The sequence below is a fragment of the Thermoproteus thermophilus genome, from assembly GCF_055392855.1.
Genome location: NZ_AP042466.1, coordinates 659,188 through 685,032, shown reverse-complemented (window position 1 = coordinate 685,032; position 25,845 = coordinate 659,188). Strand labels below are relative to the sequence as shown.

Below are 25,845 nucleotides of genomic sequence, written 5' to 3'. Positions count from 1 at the left end.
ACTGAACGAAAGTTAATGATTTAAAAGAGCGGATCAGCTTCTATCATGTTAGATCTGGAGAAGGTAAAGTCGCAAATACCCAATATACAGACGTATTCTGGCAAATACGCCGAGCCGATAGATGGGTATTACGTCACATACACGGGGCCTGGGCAGTTGAAAGTACCGGATAAGGTCGTGATAGGATATATAGAGGGCGATGGCACGGGGCCGGAGGTCGCCTACGCTGCTATAAAAGTCGCCAACGCAGCTGTCGAGAAGGCCTATGGCAGAGCCCGTAAAGTTCTCTGGTACGAGGTGCTGGTAGGCTCTAAGGCCGAGAAGCTGTTAGGCAGTAGATTGCCGGAACAGAGTATTGAGGTCTTGAAGAAAATCAGAGTCTTCCTAAAGGCCCCTTTGGAGACCCCCGTCGGGGGCGGGTTCCGTAGCTTAAACGTTACTCTGAGGCAGTTGTTCGACCTCTACGCGAACATAAGGCCTGTGAAGTACTTCCCCGGCTTGCCGTCGCCTCTAAAACATCCCGAGAAGGTCGACTTGGTCATATTCAGGGAAAACACAGAGGACGTATACATGGGCATAGAGTGGCCTTGGAGCTCGCCAGAGGCGGCGAAGCTCCGCGAGTTCTTGAAGAGGGAGTTTAACATAAACTTAAGGGACGACGCAGGGATAGGCATTAAACCCATAAGCAAGTTCGGAACTCAGAGGATTGCTAGGCTAGCCTTGAAATTCGCCATAGAGAACAAGAGGAGATCCGTTACTATAATGCACAAGGGCAATATACAGAAGTACACGGAAGGCGCTTTCAGAGATTGGGCCTACGAAGTCGCTAAGACCGAGTTCAGAGATTACGTGGTCTTCGAGGACGAGCTCCAACAATACGGCGGAAAGGTGCCGCCCGGCAAAGTGCTAGTCAATGATAGGATTGCCGATAACATGCTCCAGCAGTTGCTCACCCGCACGGGCGAATACGACGTGATATTAGCGCCCAACCTCAACGGCGATTACGTGAGCGATGAGGCGGCCGGCCTCGTCGGAGGCCTCGGGGTAGCGCCAGGCATAGACGTCGGCGATTGGGGGATGATGGCCGAGCCCGTTCACGGGACGGCGCCTAAGTATACCGGCAAGAACTACGTGAACCCTACGGCTACGATATTAGCGCTCGAGTTGCTCTTCAGGTTCATGGGCTGGAGGGAGGCGGCGGATCTCATACTCAGAGGGGTCAGCAAGGCGTATGAACAAGGCTACTTCACGGGCGATTTAGTTAGACAGATGACCGACGAGGAGAGGAAGGCCGTCAAGGAGGTGTTGGGCACGCAGGAATTCGCCGACAAAGTCTCAGAAATTATCAAATCTGAACTTTAAAAATTATACTTCTTTTGCATAAATAGATTCAATAGGTCTAAAATTCATCTTTTTATAAAATTCTATAGCTATTTCATTGAGAGCAGGGAAATCCGCCATGATCATCTGCGCTCCTTTCTTCCTCAACGCTTCTATGATCTCGTTCAACATCCGTTTGCCTAAGCCCTTGCGCCTATATTCGGGGAGTATATAGAATTCCTTTATGACGCCGGCTATCCGGGGCTCGTAAAATAGGCGATCCTCGAGATCCCCTATCACGACGCCCACTACTTTGCCGTCTATTTCGGCAACTAGTACTACGGAATTGGATGACGATATTTTAGATCTTACGTACTCCTTCGATACAGAGATGAGGTTATCGGCCGGCTTGAGCAACGGGTCGAACTCGCCGTTTAATCTCTTTAATCGAGCAACTAAATCGGCCAACGCGTCGACATCGCCATCGAGGGCGGCCCTTATTACTAAACTCGGATACATAGAACGACCGGCGGATGGGGTTTTAAAACAACGCTACGTCTAAACAGGAATCAAGTAATGCCTATCGCCTATCTCCACGTAGTAGGCTACTCCCTCACGTCCGCCCTCTACGCCGATCCTCACGGAGCCTTCGGCGTCGGTGAACACGCCGTTTTTGACCTCGCCCTTAACACCACGGCCCACCTTCTCCGTTCTCTCCTCAGTGAATCTATGAAGAGGTATCCTCGACCTACGCCCTCCGTCTAGGTCGACTACGTAAATCCCGCTCTTTCCGACGTCTAGAACCAAGTAATAGCTAGGTCCTCTTTTAATTACATCGCCCTCGTCCACTGTTATCACGTATACTGTGGCCGTGTAGTGGTACACCTCCTTATCCCCCCTTCCGCGTATCTTCTTGTAGCTCTCCACGTAATCGCTCGGGAAGATCTCGTGTATTTTACTGGCTATATGCCTGGCCAACTTGGGCTCAGTCGTGGATATCTCCAGCGATCTGCCCGACTTCTCGACCGATATGATAGACCCCCAATTCTTCCCCCTCACCTCAAAGACTATGTGCTCGAGCACGGCCTCTATTTTGGCCAAGTCGGTGTCCCTTAGCTCCTCGGGAAATCCCTTTATCCTCACAAAACCGCGCTCGGACCCCCATATGTTCCTTCTACAGTCCAGACATACATCGAGGATAACCCCAGCGACGTATTGTGTGGAGAACTTACGCGGTTCTATGAGCTCATGCGGTGTGCCGAGGCCGGAGATCCTGTAGACGACGCTGTCGCCGCCCGCCTCGACCTCTATAGAGTCGATTCTGCCTTTGATTCTTATATTATCCCTCATCAGCCTCTCCAACAACGCCTTCTCTTCCCCCTTGCCGGGCCTAATCCAGCGCCCTCTTACGTACAAAGCCCCGCAGTACTTGCATTTAAGCACGTTGAACTTCTTTATCTCGACGACGGGGTGTCTCTCTAAGTAGCACTCCTCGCACATGCCCTCGATTAGCCTCTCGGCTGGCTTGCCGCAGATAGGGCAGATTATCGTAGGCACAGCCTCTCAACATCACTTATATATTTTCTTGAGGTATTCGGCGATCGCCTTGGCCAAAGGCGGCGGTACTGCCTCGCCGATTTGGTTGAATTGAGAGTCCTTCGGTCCGAAGAACACGTGGTAGTCGGGGAATCCCATTAGTCTAGCCTGCTCCCTGACGGTCAAAAGCCTGTCCTCCTCTGGGTGTATGAACCTCCTGCTGCCCATGACAGTCGGCGCTATTTCGTCCCACCTCAATCTAATAAAGTTGCCGTAAATGCCTGAAGCTCCTCTGAACTTCATCAAGGCCTCGCCAGGTTTGACCTTCGCTATTCTCTCGGCCTTGGACTTGCTCAACGTCACAGTCTCGTGGTTTGGAAAGCCGGAGTCCACGGGGGGCAGACCCCCCAACGCTTGTCTGACGGTGAGCGGCCTGCTCGGCTCGGGCGCTATCCTCACGTTAGACACGAACACTCTCTTCCTACGGCTAGGCGTGCCGTAGCGCTCGGCTAGGAGCACGTTGAAGTATATCTCATCGAACCCTATCCTCTTGAACTCCCTCTTGAGCGCCTCTCTCAGCGGGCCTTGCGCGATGCCGGGCACGTTCTCTAAAACGAAGACCTTGGGCTGGAGCTCGCCCACGAGCCTTATGAAGTGGAGGGTCAACTGGCCCAAGGGGTCCACGTATAGCCTATCCAGAGGGTCCTCTAATCGCCTCGGGTTCGTCGCGGTGAACGGCTCGCAGGGAGAGCCTCCTATCACGACGTCAACGCCTCCCACATGCCTCTCGATCTCGCGGTAACTCACGGCGGCGACGTCCTCTTGTAGGACCACGGCTCTTGGGAAGTTATAGCTGTACGTCCTCGCCGCGTTGGCGTCTATTTCAACTCCCAATGCGATCTCGTAACCGGCCTCCGCAAACCCCCTCGAGAAGCCTCCTCCTCCTGCGAAGAGGTCGACTACGCGCACGATATCCCACCATAACCTTTTTATATTAATATCCGAATCGGAGTATGTCTTTGCGTAGATTGAGGCTGAGGCTCAGCGATGCCTTGGGGCTACCCAAGCCGGACGAGCTGAGCTCCAAGTACGGTAGAGCCTTTGAGCGAGCGGTTTTGATCCTGCTCAAGGCGAAAGACGCCGTAGCGGCCTTGAGGACTTTCATAGAACACTACGGCGAGCCCCACTCAGGCGCTTTTAATAAAATCAGAATGCTTGCGCCGTGGGCTAAGAGGGTCAAGGAGGTCTCGGAGGCGCCGCCCGTGATAACTAAGATAGGCAACGCCTTGCTCACAGCGCAAGCCGACTTCTTGATATCCTACGAGGATGGGAGGAAGGAAATAGTGGAGTTGAAGAGCCATATAATAAAAAAAGATGAGTGGAAGATCAAGGCCGAGTGGTCCTTCGCGGCCAAGGTCATGAGGATGCTTTACAGACGCGCCGGGTATGACTACCCGGTGAGGTTGATTTACTTCGCCGAGGATAAGGAGGGCGTCAGAGTCGAGCAAGAAGTTTACTTATACCCCAACGACGAGAAGGACGATGAACATATCATAAAGGCGCTTGAGGAGCGCATAAATAAGCTCGCGGCCAGCTCTGGGCAATAAATATATCTACATAACGAATAGACGTCCATGTCCGCCGATTATGATGTCATAGTAGTGGGCGGAGGGATAGCTGGATTCTCCGCAGCGTTATACGCGGCTAGGCAGAGGCTCAAGACGTTGGTCATAGCCAAGGATATAGGGGGACAGCTCAACATGACCACCGCCGTGGAGAACTATCCGGCCATCATGAGGATCTCGGGGCCTGAGTTAGTGGCGAGGGTTCATCAACAAGCCGAGCGTTTTGGCGCCGAGGTTGTATTCGACGAGGTTGTCGACGTCCAAAAGGACGGTAATATTTTCAAGGTAAAGACGTACGGAGGAGACGAGTACACCTCATTGGCGGTTATATTGGCCTTCGGGAAGACGCCCAAGGAGCTGGGAGTTCCGGGCGAGGCCAAGCTCAAGAACAAAGGCGTCTCCTACTGCACCATATGCGATGCGCCGTTCTTCAAGGGCCAAGACGTGGCTCTAGTGAGCTGGGGCGACTTAGCGAGAGAGCCCGTGACGATACTCTCCTCAGTCGCTAATAAGTTCTACTGGATCTTCCCCGGCGATAAGCCGATATACGACGAAGAGTTCTTGTCTACCGCGTTGGGCGCCGGCAAGGCTGTCTTGGTTCCGAACAGCGAGGTGGTGGAGATAAAAGGCGCTAATAAGGTGGAGTCCATCGTGGTTAAGAATAAGAGGACGGGCGAGGTCCAGGAGTTCAAGGTGGCCGCGGTCTTTGTAGAAATAGGCTATGTGACTAAGACCGATTTCGTCAAGCATTTGGTAGACCTAAACGAGAGAGGCGAGATAATAGCCGATTGGCTGGGCAGGACCAAAACGCCAGGCCTCTTCGCGGCCGGCGACGTGATACAGTATCCGTACAAGCAAGCGGTCATAGCCGCTGCGCAAGGCGTGGCGGCAGCTCTATCGGCCACGGCGTACGTCATGGAGCTCAAGGGCAAAAAGGTGGTGTCGTTGACGGATTGGCGGGCCGAGAAGGCCTAGAGGGCTAGTATATCGTGTAGCTCCGACATGTTTCTATCCTCCAGGCGCCACACGAAGTCTACGACCTCCCTCTGCATCGCCTCAGGCATCACACGCCTTGTGTTAACTAGGAACTTCTCCTCTAGCTCTTTGTCGCTCATTGGATTTTTGGGGTGGCCCTTCGCGTAGTCCACTTGTTCGGTATACCTCGACCCGCCCTTAGTTATCACCGTAATCCTATTAGGATGCGCCTTGGGGTACATCTTGTCCAGCTCTGGATCCACCTTGACCTCAATCCTCTTAATAAGGGAGAGCACTTGTGAATCCCTGATCCTCTCGTAGTGGTCTATGGTGATGGGCCCCCAGAGCAAGGCAGCCGCCGTGATCCACATTATGGAGTGATCGGCGGTCTCCCTGGTGTGTGGATCCCACTTCTCGGGGTCCTTGGGCCCAATTATGTCGTAGGCGGCTTGGAACGTCTCTATAATCACTTTTTCGATCTCCTCAAGCCTCACCTTATCCCTGAGCTTTAAGGCCGCCTCCACGGCGGTTTGGGCGTGGTATTCGACAGGGTATGGTTTTATATAAGTATCAAGTATTCTACGAGGTGGCATCAGCCTCTCTATGTCCCCCAGCGGGCCGTAATCGAACTCGCCGCCAAGCAACTGTCTGATAAAGCCCATTTCGCCCTCGAAGGGCTTAGACGGGCCTGTGAAGCCCTCGGAGGCCAACAAGGCCGCGAAGACGGCGTTTCTCGTGGCGTTGGCCGCGGCTGCGCCTTTCCACATGCTCAACTCGCCGACTCTGGTCTGCCTCATGGCGGCATGGGGCACTGCGTATATAGAGAGGGCGTGTTGGATCCTCTCTGCGTCGAGGCCTAACAGTTTAGCGGCCGCCAACGCGCTCCCGATGCCTAGGTAGTTCACGTGGTCCCATCCGCGTCTCCTCAAGCTCGCCGCGTCGCATAGAGCGATAGCCGCCTCGTAGCCCACAGCTATGGAGGTTATAACCGACTTGCCGTCGGAGCCGAGCAGATCGCCTAGCGAGAAGGCCGCGGCTATCATATCGCTCGGATGCAACGGCTCCTTGGACAAATAAGTGTCGTTGAAGTCGTGGTATCTGATCATGACACCGTCCACGAAGGCCGCCCAGTCCGGCGTCGTCCTATACCTAGTTCCTAGAATCCTCGAGCCCCATATAGTTTGGGCCCTTGAGAGGGCCCTACGCGCTAGGATCACAGGCTCGCTGTTGTACGCCGCGAACGCTACGGCCAACGAGTCGAGGATCCTCCTCTTGACCTCGTGGGCTACGTCGCTGGGTATCTTGTTGAAATTAATCGACTCGGCGTATTGGGCCAACGCCTTGGCTACTCTGTCCATGTGCCCTACTCAGCCCTTAATTTTAACAGCCGTCCTCTTGTCGACCTCCTCCGAGATCCTCTTGTCGAACTCCTCGTATTCGTAATATCCTATCAACTCATAGAGCTCCTTACGTGTCAACATCCTCTGCACTAACGGCTCTTGAGTCCCCAGCTCAGCTATAGTCCTCAAAGCCTCCCTCATGGCGCCTAATGCTACTCTGAGCAGAGTGACGGGGTATATGACAAATTTATAACCGTATTCCTCGAGCCTCTTAGCCGGAATAAGCGGCGATTTGCCGAACTCCGTCATATTCGCCAACAACGGAGCCTTGACCCTTCTCGCGAACTCGGCGAACTCTTGTTCGCTCTCTAAGGCCTCCGGGAATATCACGTCGGCCCCCATTTCTAGATATAATTTTGCCCTCTCCACGGCGTCGTCGAAGCCGGTGACCCCCCTCGCGTCGGTCCTGGCCACTATAACGAAGTCGGGGTTTCGCCTCGCCTCAACAGCCGCCTTTATCTTCTTGGCCATCTCATCGGCCGGCACTACTTGTTTACCGGATAAGTGACCGCACTTCTTGGGCAATACCTGGTCCTCCAGCTGGACCCCAGCGGCGCCAGCCCTCTCGAACTCTACGACTGCTCTGACCACGTTCAAGGCCTCGCCATATCCTGTATCTATGTCCACTATTAGCGGTATGTCGACAGACGACGCTATATAGCGCACTACTCTGACCATTTCGTCCATTGTGATGAGGCCCAAGTCGGGAAGCCCCAGCGACGCGGTCACCGCAGCGCCGGAGACGTAGGCGGCCTTGAAGCCCATGGACTGGACTAGGAGAGCGCTGATCACGTCGTATACGCCCGGGACCATCACTATGCCGGGTCTCTTCAGTTCGGCTCTGAGCTCGGCTACGACGTCTCTTCTCTCCTTCTTCAAAATAGGCGCCTTCATAACTAGGCCGTGAGCCCCTATTTATTACCTCGCCTCCCGATCTTGTTATTTATGGAAAACGAAATATCCGTGGACAAGATAGATGTCGACTTGTTGATGAAGGTCCAATACGACTTTCCTTTAGTCGATAGGCCGTTTCTGGAAATAGGCAGAGAGCTGGGGCTGAGCGAGGACGAGGTCATAAGAAGGCTTAGGGCGCATGTGGAGTCGGGAGTATTGAAGAGGATAGGGGCTGTTACGAACTACAGAGCGCGAGGGCTTGAAGCCGCCTTGGTCGGGTTCGCCGTGCCCGAGGAGCTTATCGACAAAGTCGCTGCTGACATAAACAAGGACCCGATGGTGACCCACAACTTCTTGAGGGACTACAAGCCCTATAATGTCTGGTTCGTCACCAAGGCCAAGACCGCGGAGGAGCTCGAGGCTAAGGTCGAAGCTCTGGCTGAGAAGTGGGGCGTGGACTATGTAGTCCTCTATTCGCTTAGGACGTACAAGCTGGACGTGCGCTTCGACCTATACGAGGGCATCTCTAGGTCGAAATCCGGCATCCTCCCGGAGAGCCCTCCCACAATCGACGAAATCGGAATACCGAGGGAGTTCTACTCGAAGATACGGTCCATACCCCTCGTGCCTGAGCCGTTCCGCGACGTGGCCCGAGCGTTGGGCAAGAGCGTGGGGGAGGCCCTGGACGTAGTGGAGGACTTGGTCAAGAGGGGCGTTTTGAGGGAGCTCCACGGGACCTTAGACGGCGAGAAACTTGGGTTTCTCGAAAACGCCATGGTGGTCTTGAGGAGGCCCGACTGCGAAATGGCGGCGAGCTTGACCGAGTCGACACACGTGGTATTGAGGAACACGGTGCCAGGCAAGTGGGAATACCCTTGTTATTTCATGGTCCACGCGAGGTCCAAGGATCTGATAAGGAGGAGGGTGGCGGCGCGTATCGAGGGAGACTACGCCATGTTATTCAGCGTTAGGGACTTATTGGGAGGCGGAGTCATGGGCAAAAGAATTGAATCAGTGAGCGACTAGGATTGCGCCTCGCCTTGATAGCACCAAATACCGCGCTCCCTCTGCACAAAGCCTTTGCGCCTCAACATAACGCTATTGAGGTTTTTGCCATAATACTTCCTCACCTCAGAAAAGGTCAAACACCTATCAGGTCTTTTTAGGGCTTGGTTTATCACCGCCTCCCAGCCGCCCTCGTAGCCCTCTGGCATGAGCTCGGGCCTTAGCTCGCGCAAGATCTCTGGCATTTGCTCAGCTAAAGCCTCCTTGACGGATCTCTTGAGCAAGTCGTAGAGCCTCTTGTCGTTAATAAGCTCGTTGAGTGCCTCTCTGGCCACATCTATCAATCGTATCTTACAAGGTTGTTCTAGGAGGAGGCGTATTGCGTCATCGTATGGGGCGTCAGGCCTAGGGAGGAGCCGACGGAGCCTTTCTACGAGTGAGGGGTCCCTGATCTCTACGTGCATGGCAGTCGGGAAGACTTAATGATATATAACTTTTATATCGACGAGGCCCTATTTGAAAACCTTGAGTTTTATCCTCTTCGGCACAACCTCCTTTGGCAATTCGGCGCCCACGACTTCCACGTTTACCGTCTGCTCGTTCCAGGGAGTCGAGCGGCCGAAGGCCCTCGGCATATAGTTCCTTATGATTATGCCCTTGTGAGCTACCACGTGGACTATGACGACCCTCTCCACGTCTAGGCCCTTGAAGCGCGCGTTGTTCTCCAGATTCCTCAGCACCTTTAGGTAATTCTCGGCTACTTTAACCGGCCACTTAGCCACGGGCCAGCCGACCCACGGCGTGGCGTGGTGGGCTTGTTTTTTGGTGAACCTCCTTATGGGCACCGGCCTCTTCATCTCGACGGTGTCCTCGAGCCACTGTTCCGCTTGTTTTAGTGTCATGAACTTTATGAAACGCCCGACCTCCACCGCCTTTTTCCACGACATTCTGAACTCGTTGCCGTAGGCCCGCGCGATTTGATCTGCGGTGATCTTAACCCCGTATTTCCGGAACACTAGCTCTATCACGTCCTCGTCGGTGACGCTATAGTGTAGCCTCGCCACGGTGGCGGATAGGGGAGCCTTTATAAGTCTTAGCTCTCGAGGCGGCGTGCGTCAATATTGGAGGCTTATAAGGGGAGAACACGGCGTGTTGGCCGCCATCTCCAGCATCGCCTCGTATCTTATAGCGGGTGGGGACAGCGCGTCAGCCGTGGCTCTGATCGGCGCCAGCACCTTCTTGGCTGAGGCCGGCATGTTCGCGCATAACGATGTAGCTAATTTGCCCGAGGATAAAATAAATCGACCTAATGCCCCCCTGGTCACAGGCGCCGTGAGCTTAAAGGCCGCCGTCGCCGTGGCCGTGAGCTCTTACTTGCTCGGGCTCGTGCTAGCCGCCTTTCTGCCTCCATACGCTATTGCCGTGTACGTATCGGCCGCCGTGTTGGGCGCTTTCTACAACGAGCGCGGCAAAAGGATTCCGTTTCTAGGCAACTTCTTGGTATCGTTCTTGACATCCGCGGTGTATCTCTACGGCATGGCTGCCGCGGGCCGCGTCGACGTATACCTATTGCTGTTATTCGCAGCATCTTTGTTGGCCAATATGGGCCGCGAGCTCGTCAAGACGGCTATCGATTACCGCGGCGATATGGCGGTAGGGTTGAGGACCGCGGCGGTGGTCTTGGGCCCTGAGAGGGCCGCGAAGCTAGGCGCCGCGCTCACGTTGATCTCATCCGCGGTGGGGGCGTATTTAGCCTATCTCCTCGCCGTTGGCGGCCTCTACGCGTTCATGTTAGGCGTCGCGACTACGTCGTTGGCGCTTTTGATCCTCTCGATGATCTGCATGAGGGGCGGATGGCAACTGTTCAGGAAGGGCTCGCTCGCGGCGTTCGGGATAACGCTAGTAGCTCTTCTCGTTCAGGGGCTTGTTCTCTTTTTTATGTAGAAAACGCAGACCGTGAGCATCGCCCTAGTGGATCTAGACGGTACCCTTATACCGCTCGAGGCCTGGGACCCTGTGTTCTACGAGATCTCCTCGATCGTAGCGAGCAGGATAGGCATAGAGCCCAGCGAGTTCTGGAGCTTGGTCAAGGCGCTTCATTATAATCTAATGAGACGTTTCAGCGTCAAGGCCTTTGACTGGCAGTACTTGATAGAGTCCGTGGCGTCCAGCTTCGGCGTCTACGAGGTGCCGAAAATAGAAGACGTCTTGGCCAAATACGTCGGGGGGTTCCCGGTCAACGACGGCGCATACGAGCTCTTGTCAGGGCTCAGAGAGCTAGGGCTTGTGCCCATCATAGCCACCAACGGGCTCCGTAGATACCAGTCCATAGTGGTAGAGGCGCTGGGTTTCTCCAAATACATCCAAGGCATTAGGACCTCCGACGATTTCGGATGCGTCAAGAATTGCAAGGAGTTCTTCGACGGAGCCTACGTAATGATAGGAGATAACCCAGTTTTCGACGTGTACTTCCCGCAGAAATTCGGCATAAGGACAGTCTTCGTCGGCGACTGGCCCAAGGCCGTTTTAAAGTACGGCGAACTGCTCGGCATAAATTTATCCAACATAAAGCCAGACCGCGTCAGCGAGAACTTGACCTCGGCGCTTCGGGCTGTGTCCGAGCTGATGGGAGATTTATAAAAGGCGGGGATATTGCCGTGATCCTATTGAACTTGACATTACCGCCCTTATTATACATATATCTAGGACCTGCGATATTCTCGAACATATCATTGCCGGCCTCGCCCATGTCGTCAGTCGCGGCGTTTTGGAATAACGGCACGCCTATACCTTGTTGGGTGTTGCAAGATAGGCTTTATGTCTTGCAAGATGGGCTTCCCTCCTATGTTGTGTACGTTCCCTACTTCATCAATAAATCGGGCGTGTACGTTCTGTCTATCAACGCGTCAGGGGGCGTTGTCGTCGTGATACCGCCCGGCGTCGTGGCCGAGGTGAGCTCTCGGTACGCCCTCCTGGGGATAAATAAAACGGGGATATATATCTACGTCAATGCGAGCAATACGACCATATCATTCGCGCCGGCCATGTTGACGTTCAGGAACTCCTCGACTGCGAGAATTGCCTATAGCTCGTTGGGAGTCGCTACGGCGTCCGTCGCGGCCATCGCAGCCATCGCCGCGGCAATACTGATAAAACGCCGTAGGGGGCGTTGCGAGGGCTTGGGAGCTACCGATATGCTTATATTAAAGGCGATCGAGGAAAGAGGGGGCATCGCCGCGAGGAGCGAGCTCGCCCGCGAGCTAGGGCTCTCGGCCTCGACGCTACACAAACACTTACATAAATTAGCTAGATACGGCTACGTCAAGCTCGTGACAGAGGGCGGCTCGCAGAGAGTGGAGTTGTTAAGGAGGTGTTCAGGCGGCTGAAAACCGGTCATCTATCTCCGCTCAGCGGTCTCATCATTAGCCTCTCAAGCGCCTCGACCTATATCCTATATGCGGAAGCGTCCTCATGACCTCGAATGCCAAGTTGGACAGCTGGTTCAAGAGCCGTGCGGCGTCCTTCTCGCCTAACGATACGGCCCTCCTCTCCGCCCATCTTATCCACACCCTCGCCTCGTCCACCGCAGAGCACTCGGACGAGGCGCAGGCGATCCAGGTGTGGAGGGGCTCCTCCGGCGCAATTACGTACGCCAGCTTGAGGGCCCGGCGGTAAAGCTCCAGCGCGTTGTCTAGATGCTCGGCGCGGCTCGTCGCCAGGTAGAAGCCCAGCTCCATGAGGGAAAAACCGACGAGTCGCATAATACGCGCTTGGGGGCGCTGGAGCGAGTTGGCCGCTTTGTGAGCGTACGTAATCGCGGTATCCAGTGCTCCGTAGAACTTTATAAGCGGCGAGTCCTTGCCGACTCTCTCGGCCTTTCCCTTGTACAAGACTGCCGTGTCGCCGCCATCGCCGGGACAGGCGAATACCAAGAGGCAAGGTTTTACTAACACGGGTAAGCTCCGTGAGGTGCGGTTATTAACATCAGTTAAAATAAAATGCGGCCGGGGTAACCCACCACTCTCATTCAGACCCCTCTCGGGGCAGTCTGTGTGGCGTATAGTACTATGCCTTTCTTTAAAAGCTTTTCAGTACTCAACTATCTTCTTCCCCTTCTCCTTAAGCTCGCCCAATATGGCGTCGGCTTTCTCGGGAGGCAACTTTATGGTGTAGAGATAGCCCGACAACCTCGCCTTTATCTTGACGACGCCTCTCTCGGGCACCCGCTTCACTCGGATCTCCTCCGCGCTCTCGGCGTATTTCCTCCACACCTCGACCAAGAAGATTTCCTTGGGCATATCTGCCGCCATGCGGCTGTTTATATATATTATCCCGCCTACGCATATTGTTGCGGTATTGTGGCTCAAGCGCATGGCCAGGGCTAAGGCTTCCGGCTCTTCCGGATGTACGGGACCTCCCTGAGGTACCACTCCAGCAGTTTTTGCCCAATTCCACCCTCGTCATCTTCAACAAAGAGCCGGCGTAGAGGATTACCGTTTTGCCCGTCCTCACGTCCTTCGAGAATTTGCCATCGCCCGTCAACACGGCCGGCGCAACAGCACAAACAGTTGCCATGACGGGGTCGTTGCTCAACTTCACCCCGGCGTATACTGTGCCTCTGTACATTCCCCAAGCGGTGTGAACTCGTCTTTTCTCCCGTTCGTCCCCAGCTCCACGTGCGCGACGGGCCGCCCGTGGTGTACAGCCGCCCTGGCGAATACGTCGTGTACGAGCTGGAGGACGCCGCGCCTAGAGGATAAAGGCGCCGTCGTCGTGCGCATCGCGGCCGCGCGCGTTGTCGACATGCGCCATCTCGATGCCGATTTACGACGGGAGAACTCGACATCGACTCAATTGAGGGCGTTCGCTTGCCCCGGCGATATAACTGCAAGGGAGGGGCCGGCGAGGACCCGCCGATTATAGAGTTCTACGGAGTGTTGAACCGGCCATAGTCTACGCCGCGTAAATGTTTTTAAACGGACTAAGTTGCGGTTCCCATGGAATACGTCTACGCGGCCTTACTGCTACACTACGCAAAGCAGGAGATAAACGAGGACAACCTATCTAAGGTGTTACAAGCCGCGGGGCTTCAGCCCGATGAGGTAAGAGTGAAGACCCTAGTGGCTGCACTCAAGGAGGTGAACATAGACGAGGCCATAAAGACGGCGGCCTTCGCGCCTGTGGCCGCGCCAGTAGCGGCGGCCCCGGCTGCCGCCCAGCAAGCTACAGGAGGGGCCCAGCCAGCCAAGGAGGAGAAGAAAGAGGAGGAGAAGAAGGGGCCAAGCGAGGAGGAGGTCGCGAGCTCTCTCGCAGCTTTGTTCTAACGGTCGATCGCTACGATTTCCCGCTTTTATTTTGCACGACTATCATCTTCGATAGAATTTCATGAATCTTCTCAATATCTTTATAGTATATCCTATAGAGTTGATTACCTATTTTAAATTCGACAAACTTCCTATCAGGCCGATATCTGTAGTCTTGTACTATTATAGGGGCCTTGAGCCCTGTGTTCTTGTTTATCACCACGCCGGTGTCGTACACCTTAACGTCAGTCGCTATCACGGGGAACTGGATTGGCCTAAAAGTGAAGTAGTAAAGCGGCGAGAATATGGCCGTGAGCGTGGCGAATAAGGCCACATAGCCTATATAGGACGCCAAGAAGCCTCCTAGGCTTGGCTCAAGCCTAGAGCTAATCGCCGGGACTATCGTCGCTTGGAGCGATGGGAAGAAGAACATGGATACGAGCATTATCGGAAATGCCATGAAGTAGACCATGAACATTCTATTGAGCCTCTTCATCTCTTGCATAAGTTCTTTGTCTTTCTCCAACGCCTTATTAACCTCTTTTTCCCCAATCTCGATGAGTAGCTTGCCTCTAACTATCTCCTTGGCTTGCCGGGAGCTCCGGCGATATGCCCTGATCCCAATGGCGGTGGTGATGGCAAATACAGACGCTATGTAGAGGAGGCCCACTAGCCACAAGTAGCTCGCGCCTAGCACCGTCATCACGGCCGCGTATCCTAGAATGGTCCCTAAAGTTATTGAAATTCTCAACGCGGTTTGGTTCATGCCGGTAAGTATTTAGGGCGCTAAAAGCTTTATCTATTGAGAGGAGATAGAGGCGTGAAGCTCTGGGCCGTATGTAGCGACGTAGAGGGCCCGCTTCCCCCGTCTCACGGATTTGGGGTGTTGCTGGAGACCGGGCTGCTCTTCGACTCTTGCGATAGGGACTCCGCCGATAGGTTCTCAAGGATCTCGCCCTTGCGCCCTGTCCTCGGCGTATCCGCCGTGGATAATCCCCACCACTTCGGCGGCTTCGACGTCTTCAAGGTGCCGGTCGTGAAGTGGAGGGAGGGGCTCTTAAGCCTAAAGCTAGGAGGCGTAGTCCACAAGCTCATCGGCTTTAATAGAGAGGCCGTCCTCCTAGTAGGAAGGACCTTGATATCAGCTTGTGGGATCTACACAATGCCTTTCGGCAAATTGTCCGCATTGCACTTAAAGGCGGATTGCTTCGTCGGTGGCTTGGGCGGATCCGCCGCGAGCCCCTACAGCCTCTCGAGAATAATCGGCGAGCTTAAGGCCTTAGGCGTCAGGTGCGTTGTCCCTTTACATACTCCTCAAGGCATAATCAAGGAGCTTGAAAGACGCTTCAACGTATATGTCCTACACGCGGGCTCAAGCGTGGAAATACCTATATAAAAGCTAGTCGATACTGCCACATGAGCCTATTGACGTCGCTTGCTATATATATATTAGCTTGGTTAATTATTATAATAATATTATATAGAATACGTAAGGATATTGTCAAAGGCTTCGTCCTAATTATGTGGAGTTCTGAAAAGGCGGCACGGTTCATAGAGAGGCTTGCACGGAGGCTCTCGTTCATACCCTTGAAGGTGTACCTCGTCGTCGTGCTCGTCTTGTTTGTAATCTCGGCATATTCGCCGTACTTCCCCATACCTGCGGGGTCCAGCATAGCCTATATGCCTGGCTTCATCTTCTTGCTCGTGAGGTCCACCCTCCAAGCCTTAATGGGGCTGGCGGGCGGGGCCTCGATTCAAGAGGTAGCCATAGTAGGCGGCCAGGCGGGCGCAGTCCCTCTACTGCCCGGGATAACGATACCTTGGGACCAACTGCCCTACATAGCCCTGGCCGTGATAATCGGCGTGGCGTTACACGAGTTCCTGCACGGCTATGCGGCTGTTAGGTACGGAATAAGGCTCAAGTCGGCCGGCGTCTTCTCCGCCTTTTTCATATTCAGCGGCGCTTTCGTGGAGCCTGACGAGGGGCAACTCAACGCTAGCCCGTTGAGCGCGAGATTGGCGGTCCTCGCCAGCGGCGTGGCCGCCAACGTAGTGCTCGCTTTACTGGCCCTCATGGTGTATTTAGCCGGCGTGTACGCAGGCCTCGGCGGTGCGGTGGTCGTTGGCGTTAACCAAGCCACTGCTCAGATAGGCCTTAAGCCCGGCGATGTCGTTAAGGCTGTCGAGGGATGCGGCGTTTCATATAACATAGTAGTGCCCGATCAGCTGTTGGCCGCGCTCAACGCCATGGCAGGGAACCCGGCGGGGACCTCCCTATGCGTCCCTAACCAAACGATAGTCCTCGTGGTGGACAGAGGCGGTGAGCGCGTTAGTGTGGAATTCCCGGCCGAGAAGCTGCTCATAGGAGCGCCCGTCCTGAGCTTGATATATGACGGGCCTCTTTACAACGCCGGCATAAGGCCCGGCGATGTGATCACGGCTCTTTACGGATGCGGCGGAGTTTATCATATATATTCAAGCGGCCAGTTTATCTTAACGATAAGGAATATCGTGGAGAGGGACCTATGTAGGCCCGGCGATAAGGTAGTCGTCACCGTGACCAGAAACGGCACAGCCATGAACTACACGGTCACGTTGGGCCATAACCCCGATAACGCCAGCAAGCCCTTCTTCGGCATATACACGAACGGGCTGGGACAAATAGGGTTTAATACTGATATATTTAATTATTCTTTATTGTCAAATACTTTATTCATTAAATTTATTATGTGGTTCTTCTTAATAAATTTAGGTTTAGCTCTAATTAATGCATTACCAATATATCCTTTGGACGGGGGGTTGTTATTAGCGGCCTTGCTCGAGAGGTTTCTCGGCAAAAAAGCCGCCGTCTACGCCAGCTATTCGCTAACGGCTATCTTAGTCGCGTTCCTCGTATTCGACTCGGCGTTGGGCTTCGTTGGCGGTGTATATAAGGAGGTGTTCTCGCTCCTCAGATGACAAAGCAAGAGGTGCGCGGGCTTATCTTGGGCATCGCGTCGATCATAGCATCGCTCTTAATCGCGCTGATGCCTATAGGCCCTTTCGTGTCCGACGAGCCTCTACCAACAGCCCCCAACTTGGTCGTGGCCAACGGCGTTGTGGTACCTGGCGGATCTTCGTGGTATTACCTCTGGAAAGTGACGATCATTCTCTTCGTCTTATTCTTCGCCGCACTTATAGCGTCATTCTTCGTCGAGAGCCGCAGAGGCTTGCGCGTATTTTTCGCTGTATTGTCGTTAGCGATAGCTGTCTTTCATTACGCGAACGTCCTCGCGATGACTAATTCGATATCGATTTATCCTCTCTTATATGTTATACACTTAAATATAAATGGTACTATTATTAATCAATATTATTTAGATATAGGTCAATTATTTCTAATTTACGGAATTTATAATATTTATTTACTATTTAAGAAATAGCTCCTCGTATTGTTTCACGTACTCCACGGACTCCTTTAGCGATGCGAATAAGCTCCTTGCGTACTCCACGTCGTTGCGCGAGACCGCATCTCTCCCTTGATCCCTCGCCCGGATGTACGCGGGCACTAACAGCTGTATTGCATAACGTAATGACTCCTCGACGCCTATCTTAGTCAACAAGTCGAGCGCGTCCTCATTAAGCCGTATTCCTTCCTCGTTGGCCTTTATCTTGACGATCTCCCTCACTTCCTCCTCCCCGTAGGGCTTAGTCCTTATTATGACCAGCCTATCCAGCATATCTCTGGGAATGCCGTGGGGGGACTCTATATCGGTGCCTCTTATCTTGGCGATGCCCCTATTGGTGGCTAATATTATTATTGGCGCCATCTCGCTCTCCATCGCCCTGGACAAGAAAGCGAACGACTCAATGTCTAGGAGGTGTGCGTCATCTATGAACAAGATACCGGGCACTAAATCGCCTTTTCCCTCGTCTATCACCTTCTTCACGAAGTTGTCGGCCTCGCGCCTGACCTCATCAGGTATCTCCCTGGTCTCCTCGACGAATCCGAAAAGGGCCGCGGTCAGAAGCCCCCTCTGCCTCGCGAAAGCTATATCCACGTCGTTGAGCGTGAAGAACCTCGTGATCTCCTTCTCCTTATAGACGGGGCCTTTAGGCAATTCCACTTTCCTCCTCACGCTTATGTCGTACTGCTCCCCGGACTCGCCTCTGCCCTCGATAGTGACTCTCCCCGTCTCCTCGTCTATCATTATAATGTCGCCTTCCTCGACGCCTAGCTCTATCAACTGAACGGCTATCTCGGCGGGCACCCTCAACGTCTTTTCTTCGTCCTTAGTCCTAAGCCTTATGGTGGCTCCTCTGGGCACTTGTACATAGGGGTTGTACGGATGTCTATCGTACCTTATGTCGAGAGACCTCACCTCGCCTTCGTAGACCTTGCGCCATTCCCTTATCCTCACGCCTATGGCCCTCCTCAAGGCCCTCATGAGGAACTCGGTCTTCTTCAGCTCGGCCGAGTATATCTCGCCTGCCGAGAGCGCCACAAAGGGGGTATCCTCGCTCAACTCCTTGGCTATTCCTATCGCCAAAGCCGTCTTGCCGGTGCCCGGAGGCCCCACGATCAACACGCCCTTTCCCGCGAACTTCCCCGCCTTTATCATCTTAACGACCATGTAGGCGGCCTCTCTAGCCTCTATTTGTCCCACGAATCCGTCCGCCGAGAACTCCACTTTCCCGTTCCTTATGCCGAGGCCCTTTATGTGGGTATGAGCTGCGAACCGCTCGAACTTCGCCTTGACCTCCTCTATTTTGATTGAAGACATGTCCGCCTCGAGTCCAAGGGAATATATGCTTTAAACGACGTCCCGAAAAGCGCCTAGGAAGCTAAGTTCTGGAGTCCAGCGGGATGAACTGTTGGTCGTGGGGGCCCACATAACAAGCCCTCGGCCTAAACAGCCTGTTGTTCTCCCAGTACTCCAATACGTGGGCTGTCCAACCCGTTACTCTCGACATGGCGAACAACGGAGTGAAGTAGTCGTAGGGTATGCCCATGTAGTAGAACACTATGCCTGACCAGAAGTCCACGTTGGGATACAGCTTCCTTTGCTGGAAGTACGGATGGGCCAGGACTGCCTGTTCTATGTTACTCGCTATTGCGTAGAGCTTCTGCGGGTCGCCGAATTTAGCTGTGTAGTCCTCCACCAGCTTCTTGAAGATCTTTGCGCGAGGATCGTAGGCCTTGTAAACGCGGTGGCCCACGCCCATGAGCCTCGGGCCTCCGGGCTTAGTAGCCGCCTCAACGATGTCCTTGGCCTTGGCGGGGTCGCCTATCTCTAAATAGGACTTAACGGCGGCCTCGTTGGCGCCGCCGTGTAGCGGTCCCTTCAATGCGCCTATAGCGCCGGCCACTACGGAGTACAGATCGCTCAGAGTTGCCCCTATAACTAACGCCGTGAACGTAGACGCAGGTATCTCGTGATCGGCGTGTAGTATCAAATAGAGGTCTATGGCGCGCGTCGCCAGAGGGTCTGGCTGCTTGCCGAAGAACATGTACAGGAAGTTAGCTGAATGCGATAAGTCGGGCCTAGGCCTCACGAGCTCGAGCCCCCTGGAGAGGCGGTAGTGGTAGGCGACTATGGTGGGCAACTTAGCCACCAGCTTCTCGGCTATCTTAAGCGCGAGGTCCTTCTCCTCCTGCTTATAGCGGCCGGCCCTCAACGCCTCCGCGAGCTTTAGGTTATCCTCGTCGTATGCGCCCTCGGCGGCCACCGCGGCCTCGAGCGCGAACATGGGATGCGCCTTCGCCAACGAGCGTATAACCTCAACGGTGGCCGGGTTCAAGTCTCTGTTAGCCGCGAGCCTACTCTTAAGCTCCTCGAGCTCCCGCCTATTGGGCAATTTGCCGTATAACAACAAGAAAACGACCTCCTCGTAGGCGGCGTTCTCGGCCAAGTCCTCTATCCTATAACCCCTATACCATAACCTCCCGGTGTGGCCGTCTATGTCGCTTATGGTAGTTATTTTAACCAACACGTCCTCAAGGCCGTGGATTATAGGACCGCAAGGGGATTGAACTATCTTTCCCGTGGTCTTGATCGAAACAGTCTGTTCGCTCATATGAGATCTTGACGATATCTACTAAAAGCATTATCTTAGCCTTTTTATGTAGATCTATATTGATAATTGCTGTCAGATAGGATGCCGAACTTCACCCATCAGTCCGGGTCACGTCATCACGCAGAACAAGTCCAACGGCGCTAGGGCCTCGCCGAAGTTGTCCCCGCAAGCTATCACTAAAGTATCTCCTTCTTTTAATAATTTCTTCAACGCGGACGCGAGCTCCGCGTCTAAGTCCTCCAACCGCATATCGGCTAAGGGTATATATATCGAGCCCTCCTTTAAGCTAGCGACTACGGCGCCGCAGCCGCCCCTCCTAACCACTTCGTCTCTGAACTTAACTACATTCCTCACAGGCGCGCCCAAGGCGAGCGCGACGCATATCTGGCCGCAGAGCTTCTCGGCGAATTTGTTCGTATAAGCCAATGGCCTCAGCCCACATGCCGACAAGACATCGGCTAAGTATTTAATGCCCTCTTCGGTGATCTTGACGCCGGCTCTGTTCACCGAGATGTGGTTAAGCCTCCTGCCGGCCTCGAGGAGCCTCCTGACGACTCCCTCCCCTAGTCCCAGTTTATTGGACAAATAGCGCCTGCCTGCGAGGGATCTAGTCATAGCCAAGAACAACAGGATCTTCAAATAGCGTAAATCCATAACTCTCCCTTCGGCTCTCTATAAATAACTTGCGTAGAGGGGCTTCCTACTCCCTTACTGAGGATTAAGTTATTACATAATTTATCTTTAAAGTATATCTCTTTGTTTTTCCAGTTATATCTAAATATGATGTATAGCCCTCATTTCTCAATTTAATAATAAAAGGAGGCCCGGAGTCCTTCAATAACCCTTTCAGCTTGCCGAGAACCGCGTTCGGCATCTTAAACTCCCTGGCTAATGTTTCCAGTATCGAGCTGATTAAGTCGTCGACTTCCTCCTCGAGCGCCTCGTCTTCATAACCTCTGTCGTATTCTATCCTGACGATCTTGCCCTCCTCTTTTCTCCACAAGATGACCAAATCGCCGAGGTCGACCTCGGCGATGACCGACATCTACTTCGGTATAATCCCTGCGGTCATTAACACTTCTAGGGTCTTGACGCTTTTCCCTATGATCTCTTGCGCTATGTTCAACTCCTCTTTATAGCTCAACGGACGGCGTGCGAGCCCCAGCTCCGACGCCTTGGCCGCAACGGCGGCGGCCTCGCGCGGGTAGACCTCCCATTCTGTCATCTTGGGTATTATGTAATCCTCGCTCAGCCTATTCTCGGCGAATTTGGCGAGCTCCTCAGCCGCCGCTATCAACATCTCGTCGACTACGGTCCTAGCTCTAACGTCCAAAAGGCCTCTGAACACCGCGGGAAACACCAACGAGTTGTTGACTTGGTTGGGCAGATCGCTCCTCCCAGTCGCTACTATCTTAGCCCCGGCCTCTTTCGCCTCCCAAGGCCATATCTCGGGCGTTGGGTTTGCCAGCGCGAAGACTATCGGGTCCTTGTTCATCAAAGAGATCCACTCCTTTTTAATTATCCCAGGCCCGGGCCGGGAGGCGGCCACAACTATGTCGGCGCCTTTCATGGCCTCGGGTATCCCTCCTCTGCGGCGCTCTGCGTTGGTCTTCAACGCCATCTCGTACTTCCACGGGTTCTCGACCATCAGCCTATCCATGTCCTCCCTCTCGGGGTGTAGTATACCGCGCGTATCCACGAGGATCATGTTGCCGGGCTTTACGCCATAGGACATCAAGAGCTTGGCCGTATATATGTTCGAGGCGCCGGCCCCTATAAGCGCTATGGTCGAGCTCTTCAAATCCCTCCCTGTCAGCTTAGCGGCGTTTATCAAGCCGGCTAGAGTCGCAGTCGCGGTGCCTTGCTGGTCGTCGTGCCATACCGGTATCTTGAGCTCGTTGGATAGTCTCTCCAATAGTCTGAAACACTTAGGCGATTCTATATCCTCTAAGTTTATACCGCCGAAGGCCGGCTCCAGCGCCTTCACTACTTCTATAAACTTATCTGCATCCCTCGCTCTAATCGGCAACGGCACGGCGTCTACGCCACCTAGGTACTTGAATATAAGCGCCTTGCCCTCCATCACGGCGTAGGCGGCCTCTGGCCCCACGTCGCCTAAGCCGAGCACCCTGGTCCCGTCCGAGATCACCGCTATCACATTCCAGCGCGATGTGAGCTCGAAGGACAGATCGGGGTCCTCCGCTATCCTTCTGGACACCTCGGCCACGCCCGGGCTGTAGTACACGGCGAAATCGTCCATTGACGTTATGGGAACCTTGGGCACGACCGCGAACTTGCCGCCGTATCGGCGGTGGACCTCCACCGAAAGCCTGTACCACTTATCTACCATCAAGGTCTTTACGTTTTTAAGGTATAAATGTATTGTCGCGTCATGATATCGTCAATTGGCGAATACAAGAGCGTTATTATCTGGAACACTGGATATATAGAGGTTTTGAGAGGAAATAGTGTTGTTTATGTAGATCGGCCGAGGGATGTGCCGCGTTGTATATACCGTATACTCAACTCGCTACAAGAGGCTAGGCTGGGATCCGTCGGAATAAGGCTATTAGTTAGGGAGCAAGAGGATTGGGCCGTGCGCGTGGATCCCAGCATAACCGGCGCTGGGTGGCTGGCCGACTACAAACTTAGGGCGGTGATAGGCGCTAGGTGTTTGGATGGGCTATGTATACTAGCTCGGAGGCACGTAAGCGATGAGGTATCGTATGTGGATAGTAGGTCTTACATAGGCGAGTTGGTGGCGGCCGCGTTGGGCTATCGGTTTATCGATTTTTAAAAGTAGGGCATATCCCGCTCGGTGATGTAAAGGTTTCCGGGAGGATCCGTGAACGGGCCGCAGATGCTGATTATACCAAGCCCGTGGCCTCCAGCGCGTTTTCGGCCGCGTCTTTGCTAAGGCCGGACTCGCCCAGTATAGTGTATCTATCGGGCCTCAGCCTATGCGCCGTAGTTAACGCCTTCACGGCGATATCCATATCTATGCCCGCCTCTTTCAGCTTAGTGGGCAAACCAGCTTTCTCCGCGACTTGCTTTAACTTACGCCAGTTCATACCGTGGAGATACGCCATTATTATAGAGCCCAACGCCACGAGCTCTCCGTGTACTACTTTAAGGCCGTTCTCCTCGGCGTATAGCTCCACGGCATGAGCGAAAAGGTGTTCCGAGCCGCTACAGGGCCTAGACGAGCCGGCTATGCCCATGGCGACGCCGCACCCTATCAACGCTTTGACCAAGGTCCTTACATCCTCCTCGCGCCTAAATCCGCTTATCTTCGCCGCGTTCTTGGCTACTATATTATAACTGGCCTTGGCCAATATGGCCGCATATTCGCTGAACTCCTCGCCCTTAACTCTGTGGGCTAAGGCCCAATCCCTTATGGATACCGCCTTGCCGAGGAGGTCGCCGATGCCGGCCTTCAACAACCTAGGCGGCGCGCTCATTATTATCTTCGTATCCGCCAATATGGCCAACGGCGAGACGACTATTTTTCCGTGCTCCTTGAGCTTCCTATTAAGCACATAGGAGATGTAAGGCGACGCTATGCCGTCGTGGCTAGCCGATGTGGGTATAACTATCAAGGGCTTCTTGCTCACATAGGCCACGACCTTCGCTAGATCCAACGGCCTCCCTCCGCCGATGCCGACTACTACGTCTTGGTCAACTTGTGTCTTGGCCGCCTCGTCCGTCGACATAACGAGGAAGTCGACGCCATCTATCTGCGAAAGGATTGCCTCGGCGATGCGCCTCGACGCCGTCGGACCGGTTACTATAACTGCCCTCTTCGCCCCTATCTTGGCCAAAATATCGCCGAGCCTCAAGGCTGCGCCGGGACCGAACAGCACGTACCTAGGGACCTCAAAACTCTCAAGCTCCTTCACGTAGCGTTTCTATTAATTCTTTATTGGAAATCTTTTTTATATCTTTTATAGTTATTATATTTTTATCTTTAATTATTGGTTTATTTTCATAGATTGCATTATTATTCTTTAATATATTAATCAGATCAGTAGTTGGATATACCGTGGCCCTCAGACCTGCGAGAGATCCCAACAGCGCTAGATACGCGGGAACTGCTAGGGGGGCCACTACGGTTGAGCCCATTTTTATGAAGCCCTTGGTTAGCTCCGCGAGTTGGTTCACGTCTATTGCCAACTCCATTTTCTTAGTCGGAGGTTTTTTATTTGTAACAAAATAATACATTTTATATCCGCCTATTAATATAAATATATCATAATCTTTTATTAGATTATCTATATTTGTTATATTCTTTAAATCTATATCGTAGTTCACATTGACATCCCTAGCCCCGACTGCGGTGGAGAGCTCGTAGCCCTTAGACGCCAGGTAGGATTTAAGCGTAGCGTACTCCCCCCCGGCATCGTCAATCACGTAGACTAAGCCCTTGGCCATCATGCGGCGTTTGGCAACGTATTAAAAATCTACCTCAGCCTCCTCGCCGAGAGGAGCAAGTTGACTATGTAATCCGCTGCTATTTCGGCGTGTTCGAACGGCCTAGATTGAGGCCTCCCTCTGAAGTTTATTATGTGCACCGTGCACTCGGCCGCGTTGGCTGCCGCGAACGCGTAGTACCGATTAGCTATTTGGTGCAATTCCACCTCCTCCTCAGTCTCGACGTCTCTGAACCTCGTGGGATCTCCGCGACGTCTCTCGATGATGTCCTTGGGATCGTATTCGACGAGCACTATAGCGTCGGGCTTCAGCCTAGACGCCACGCGATCTGGTAAACCTGGATAATAGCCTCCGAACATCTTAATAGAGGCATGTGTATCAACTATCACGTCGCCGGACAACGAGGCTATATAATCTGCGGCCTCCTCTTGTACTTTTCTGTACTCGTCAACCGGTATCTTCTTGCGCATTTCATCTCTGTTCTCAATGCCGTATTTCTTCTTGGCTATCTCGAGCATCACGTCGCCGTAATTCACTATCTGGACGTCGGGGAGCTTCTTCCTCACGTAGTTCATTATAGTGGTCTTGCCGCTTCCCGGAACGGCGACTAAGACTATCCTCATGGCTCGAAGTATAGCACTCTATTTTAAGTATTCCTTAGTAATTATAGATTTCAACAAACGGAAAGTCTCGCTCGGCGAAGTCGATGACGTGATAGCCCTTCCTATTATCGCTACGTCTATGCCCGTATTCGCTATCTTCTCGAGCTCTCTCTGGCCGATACCCCCAGCCACAGCCACGGGGAGCCCCAGCTCCTTAACCTTGAGGGCCTCTGCTATGAGCTGGTCTAAGGTCACCCCCCTCCTCTTCTGGACGTCTATGCCTATGTGTACCACGACCAAGTCCGGCCTCGCCTTGTCGAGAATCTCTTTGACTCTGTCGTAGGGCCTCAAGACGCCTATTGTGTCCAAGACAGCCTTTAGGCCCAGCTCTCTGGCCTTGTTGATGAATTCTTCTATTGTCTCCAAGTTCGTGGCGGCCATGACCGTCGCGGAATCGGCCCCTGCCGTCTTGGCCAACTCCGCCTCGAGCGCCCCTACATCTGCCGTCTTTAAATCGGCGACTACCTCAGCCGAGGGGCATGCGGACTTGATAAGGCCCACCGCGCCAATGCCGAAGGCCTTTATAAGCGGCGTGCCCGCCTCCAGGAGGTCCGCGCCGGCGTTGCATAAGGACCTCGCCATATTGACGGCCTTCAGCAAGTCCGTCAAATCGAGCGCTACTTGTATCCTCATATCT

31 protein-coding genes are annotated in these 25,845 nt (G+C 53.6%); 11 read left to right on the top strand and 20 right to left on the bottom strand.

Translation table 11 applies throughout. The features are described 5' to 3' along the window. The first annotated feature begins 45 nt into the window (after positions 1–45). On the top strand, positions 46–1,362 hold the full coding sequence (locus ACZ5PA_RS04045; RefSeq protein ID WP_464930993.1) for an NADP-dependent isocitrate dehydrogenase: 1,317 nt from the start codon (positions 46–48) through the stop codon (positions 1,360–1,362). A 3-nt stretch (positions 1,363–1,365) separates the two neighbouring features. On the opposite strand, the gene ACZ5PA_RS04040 is transcribed toward ACZ5PA_RS04045, so the two are convergent. Genes ACZ5PA_RS04040 through ACZ5PA_RS04030 form a run of 3 tightly spaced genes read right to left on the bottom strand, consistent with a single transcriptional unit; the run spans position 1,366 to position 3,828 of the window. Beyond that, positions 1,366–1,839: an N-acetyltransferase family protein gene (locus tag ACZ5PA_RS04040; protein ID WP_464930992.1), complete on the bottom strand. Its 474-nt coding sequence runs from the start codon at positions 1,837–1,839 to the stop codon at positions 1,366–1,368. Between the two features lie 39 nt (positions 1,840–1,878). Then, the gene (locus tag ACZ5PA_RS04035; RefSeq protein WP_464930991.1) at positions 1,879–2,877 is read right to left on the bottom strand and encodes an NMD3-related protein; all 999 of its coding nucleotides are present in this window, start codon (positions 2,875–2,877) and stop codon (positions 1,879–1,881) included. A gap of 12 nt (positions 2,878–2,889) precedes the next feature. After that, positions 2,890–3,828, bottom strand: coding sequence for a DNA cytosine methyltransferase (locus tag ACZ5PA_RS04030; protein WP_464931278.1), 939 nt, complete (start codon positions 3,826–3,828; stop codon positions 2,890–2,892). A gap of 41 nt (positions 3,829–3,869) precedes the next feature. On the opposite strand from ACZ5PA_RS04030, the gene ACZ5PA_RS04025 reads away from it, so the two are divergent. Both ACZ5PA_RS04025 and ACZ5PA_RS04020 read left to right on the top strand, forming a co-directional pair. Continuing rightward, positions 3,870–4,463, top strand: coding sequence for a hypothetical protein (locus ACZ5PA_RS04025; protein WP_464930990.1), 594 nt, complete (start codon positions 3,870–3,872; stop codon positions 4,461–4,463). Between the two features lie 27 nt (positions 4,464–4,490). After that, positions 4,491–5,456, top strand: coding sequence for an NAD(P)/FAD-dependent oxidoreductase (locus ACZ5PA_RS04020; protein WP_464930989.1), 966 nt, complete (start codon positions 4,491–4,493; stop codon positions 5,454–5,456). On the opposite strand, the gene ACZ5PA_RS04015 is transcribed toward ACZ5PA_RS04020, so the two are convergent. Further along, a complete protein-coding gene (locus ACZ5PA_RS04015) occupies positions 5,453–6,814 on the bottom strand; it encodes an MmgE/PrpD family protein (protein ID WP_464930988.1) in 1,362 nt (453 codons plus the stop codon). The genes ACZ5PA_RS04020 and ACZ5PA_RS04015 overlap by 4 nt on opposite strands. A gap of 9 nt (positions 6,815–6,823) precedes the next feature. Further along, on the bottom strand, positions 6,824–7,750 hold the full coding sequence (gene prpB / locus ACZ5PA_RS04010; RefSeq protein WP_464930987.1) for a methylisocitrate lyase: 927 nt from the start codon (positions 7,748–7,750) through the stop codon (positions 6,824–6,826). Positions 7,751–7,819: 69 nt separating this feature from the next. Here prpB and ACZ5PA_RS04005 point away from each other — a divergent pair, with 69 nt between their 5' ends. Further along, positions 7,820–8,776 (top strand): AsnC family transcriptional regulator, encoded by a 957-nt coding sequence (locus ACZ5PA_RS04005; protein ID WP_464930986.1) that lies wholly within the window; start codon positions 7,820–7,822, stop codon positions 8,774–8,776. Here ACZ5PA_RS04005 and ACZ5PA_RS04000 read toward each other — a convergent pair. Then, positions 8,773–9,219, bottom strand: coding sequence for a hypothetical protein (locus tag ACZ5PA_RS04000; protein ID WP_464930985.1), 447 nt, complete (start codon positions 9,217–9,219; stop codon positions 8,773–8,775). The genes ACZ5PA_RS04005 and ACZ5PA_RS04000 overlap by 4 nt on opposite strands. A gap of 48 nt (positions 9,220–9,267) precedes the next feature. Then, a complete protein-coding gene (locus ACZ5PA_RS03995) occupies positions 9,268–9,819 on the bottom strand; it encodes a 50S ribosomal protein L22 (protein WP_464930984.1) in 552 nt (183 codons plus the stop codon). A 46-nt stretch (positions 9,820–9,865) separates the two neighbouring features. On the opposite strand from ACZ5PA_RS03995, the gene ACZ5PA_RS03990 reads away from it, so the two are divergent. From ACZ5PA_RS03990 to ACZ5PA_RS03980, 3 genes are read left to right on the top strand one after another with little or no spacing between them, the layout of a single operon-like run. Continuing rightward, positions 9,866–10,699 carry a geranylgeranylglycerol-phosphate geranylgeranyltransferase gene (locus tag ACZ5PA_RS03990; RefSeq protein ID WP_464930983.1) on the top strand — a complete coding sequence of 278 codons (834 nt, stop codon included), beginning with the start codon at positions 9,866–9,868 and terminating at the stop codon, positions 10,697–10,699. A gap of 12 nt (positions 10,700–10,711) precedes the next feature. Next, positions 10,712–11,395, top strand: a complete 684-nt coding sequence (locus ACZ5PA_RS03985) for an HAD family hydrolase (protein ID WP_464930982.1) — start codon at positions 10,712–10,714, stop codon at positions 11,393–11,395. Positions 11,396–11,412: 17 nt separating this feature from the next. Next, positions 11,413–12,141, top strand: a complete 729-nt coding sequence (locus ACZ5PA_RS03980; protein ID WP_464930981.1) for a helix-turn-helix transcriptional regulator — start codon at positions 11,413–11,415, stop codon at positions 12,139–12,141. Positions 12,142–12,177: 36 nt separating this feature from the next. Here ACZ5PA_RS03980 and ACZ5PA_RS03975 read toward each other — a convergent pair whose 3' ends face one another. The 3 genes from ACZ5PA_RS03975 to ACZ5PA_RS03965 form a co-directional block, all read right to left on the bottom strand. Further along, positions 12,178–12,708, bottom strand: coding sequence for an ATP:cob(I)alamin adenosyltransferase (locus ACZ5PA_RS03975; RefSeq protein ID WP_464930980.1), 531 nt, complete (start codon positions 12,706–12,708; stop codon positions 12,178–12,180). Between the two features lie 135 nt (positions 12,709–12,843). Beyond that, on the bottom strand, positions 12,844–13,053 hold the full coding sequence (locus ACZ5PA_RS03970) for a 50S ribosomal protein L38e (RefSeq protein WP_464930979.1): 210 nt from the start codon (positions 13,051–13,053) through the stop codon (positions 12,844–12,846). Positions 13,054–13,350: 297 nt separating this feature from the next. Next, positions 13,351–13,560, bottom strand: coding sequence for a hypothetical protein (locus tag ACZ5PA_RS03965; protein WP_464930978.1), 210 nt, complete (start codon positions 13,558–13,560; stop codon positions 13,351–13,353). Between the two features lie 192 nt (positions 13,561–13,752). Here ACZ5PA_RS03965 and rpl12p point away from each other — a divergent pair, with 192 nt between their 5' ends. Then, positions 13,753–14,079: a 50S ribosomal protein P1 gene (rpl12p, locus tag ACZ5PA_RS03960; protein ID WP_464930977.1), complete on the top strand. Its 327-nt coding sequence runs from the start codon at positions 13,753–13,755 to the stop codon at positions 14,077–14,079. Between the two features lie 10 nt (positions 14,080–14,089). Here the strand turns inward: rpl12p and ACZ5PA_RS03955 are convergent, their stop codons facing one another. Continuing rightward, positions 14,090–14,824: a DUF2208 domain-containing protein gene (locus tag ACZ5PA_RS03955; protein ID WP_464930976.1), complete on the bottom strand. Its 735-nt coding sequence runs from the start codon at positions 14,822–14,824 to the stop codon at positions 14,090–14,092. A 54-nt stretch (positions 14,825–14,878) separates the two neighbouring features. Between ACZ5PA_RS03955 and ACZ5PA_RS03950 the strand changes: the two genes are divergently transcribed. Then, a complete protein-coding gene (locus ACZ5PA_RS03950; protein WP_464930975.1) occupies positions 14,879–15,454 on the top strand; it encodes a hypothetical protein in 576 nt (191 codons plus the stop codon). A 20-nt stretch (positions 15,455–15,474) separates the two neighbouring features. After that, the gene (locus tag ACZ5PA_RS03945) at positions 15,475–17,016 is read left to right on the top strand and encodes a site-2 protease family protein (RefSeq protein WP_464930974.1); all 1,542 of its coding nucleotides are present in this window, start codon (positions 15,475–15,477) and stop codon (positions 17,014–17,016) included. A 449-nt stretch (positions 17,017–17,465) separates the two neighbouring features. Here the strand turns inward: ACZ5PA_RS03945 and ACZ5PA_RS03940 are convergent, their stop codons facing one another. The 5 genes from ACZ5PA_RS03940 to ACZ5PA_RS03920 form a co-directional block, all read right to left on the bottom strand. After that, complete coding sequence (locus tag ACZ5PA_RS03940) at positions 17,466–18,821, bottom strand: RuvB-like helicase (protein WP_464930973.1); 1,356 nt, start codon at positions 18,819–18,821, stop codon at positions 17,466–17,468. 61 nt (positions 18,822–18,882) lie between these two features. Continuing rightward, on the bottom strand, positions 18,883–20,115 hold the full coding sequence (locus ACZ5PA_RS03935) for a citrate/2-methylcitrate synthase (protein WP_464930972.1): 1,233 nt from the start codon (positions 20,113–20,115) through the stop codon (positions 18,883–18,885). Between the two features lie 108 nt (positions 20,116–20,223). Then, positions 20,224–20,769, bottom strand: a complete 546-nt coding sequence (locus tag ACZ5PA_RS03930; protein ID WP_464930971.1) for a DUF4443 domain-containing protein — start codon at positions 20,767–20,769, stop codon at positions 20,224–20,226. A gap of 64 nt (positions 20,770–20,833) precedes the next feature. After that, the gene (locus ACZ5PA_RS03925) at positions 20,834–21,160 is read right to left on the bottom strand and encodes a hypothetical protein (RefSeq protein ID WP_464930970.1); all 327 of its coding nucleotides are present in this window, start codon (positions 21,158–21,160) and stop codon (positions 20,834–20,836) included. Further along, a complete protein-coding gene (locus ACZ5PA_RS03920) occupies positions 21,161–22,465 on the bottom strand; it encodes an NAD(P)-dependent malic enzyme (protein ID WP_464931277.1) in 1,305 nt (434 codons plus the stop codon). 42 nt (positions 22,466–22,507) lie between these two features. Here ACZ5PA_RS03920 and ACZ5PA_RS03915 point away from each other — a divergent pair, with 42 nt between their 5' ends. Further along, the gene (locus ACZ5PA_RS03915) at positions 22,508–22,912 is read left to right on the top strand and encodes a hypothetical protein (protein WP_464930969.1); all 405 of its coding nucleotides are present in this window, start codon (positions 22,508–22,510) and stop codon (positions 22,910–22,912) included. A gap of 70 nt (positions 22,913–22,982) precedes the next feature. On the opposite strand, the gene ACZ5PA_RS03910 is transcribed toward ACZ5PA_RS03915, so the two are convergent. From ACZ5PA_RS03910 to ACZ5PA_RS03895, 4 genes are read right to left on the bottom strand one after another with little or no spacing between them, the layout of a single operon-like run. Continuing rightward, positions 22,983–24,014 (bottom strand): sn-glycerol-1-phosphate dehydrogenase, encoded by a 1,032-nt coding sequence (locus ACZ5PA_RS03910; protein ID WP_464930968.1) that lies wholly within the window; start codon positions 24,012–24,014, stop codon positions 22,983–22,985. After that, on the bottom strand, positions 24,001–24,549 hold the full coding sequence (locus ACZ5PA_RS03905; protein ID WP_464930967.1) for a DJ-1/PfpI family protein: 549 nt from the start codon (positions 24,547–24,549) through the stop codon (positions 24,001–24,003). Before ACZ5PA_RS03905 ends, ACZ5PA_RS03910 begins: the two co-directional genes overlap by 14 nt. A 26-nt stretch (positions 24,550–24,575) precedes the next feature. Then, positions 24,576–25,169, bottom strand: coding sequence for an adenylate kinase (locus tag ACZ5PA_RS03900; protein WP_464930966.1), 594 nt, complete (start codon positions 25,167–25,169; stop codon positions 24,576–24,578). Between the two features lie 18 nt (positions 25,170–25,187). Beyond that, positions 25,188–25,841: an orotidine 5'-phosphate decarboxylase / HUMPS family protein gene (locus tag ACZ5PA_RS03895; RefSeq protein ID WP_464930965.1), complete on the bottom strand. Its 654-nt coding sequence runs from the start codon at positions 25,839–25,841 to the stop codon at positions 25,188–25,190. Positions 25,842–25,845: the final 4 nt, after the last annotated feature.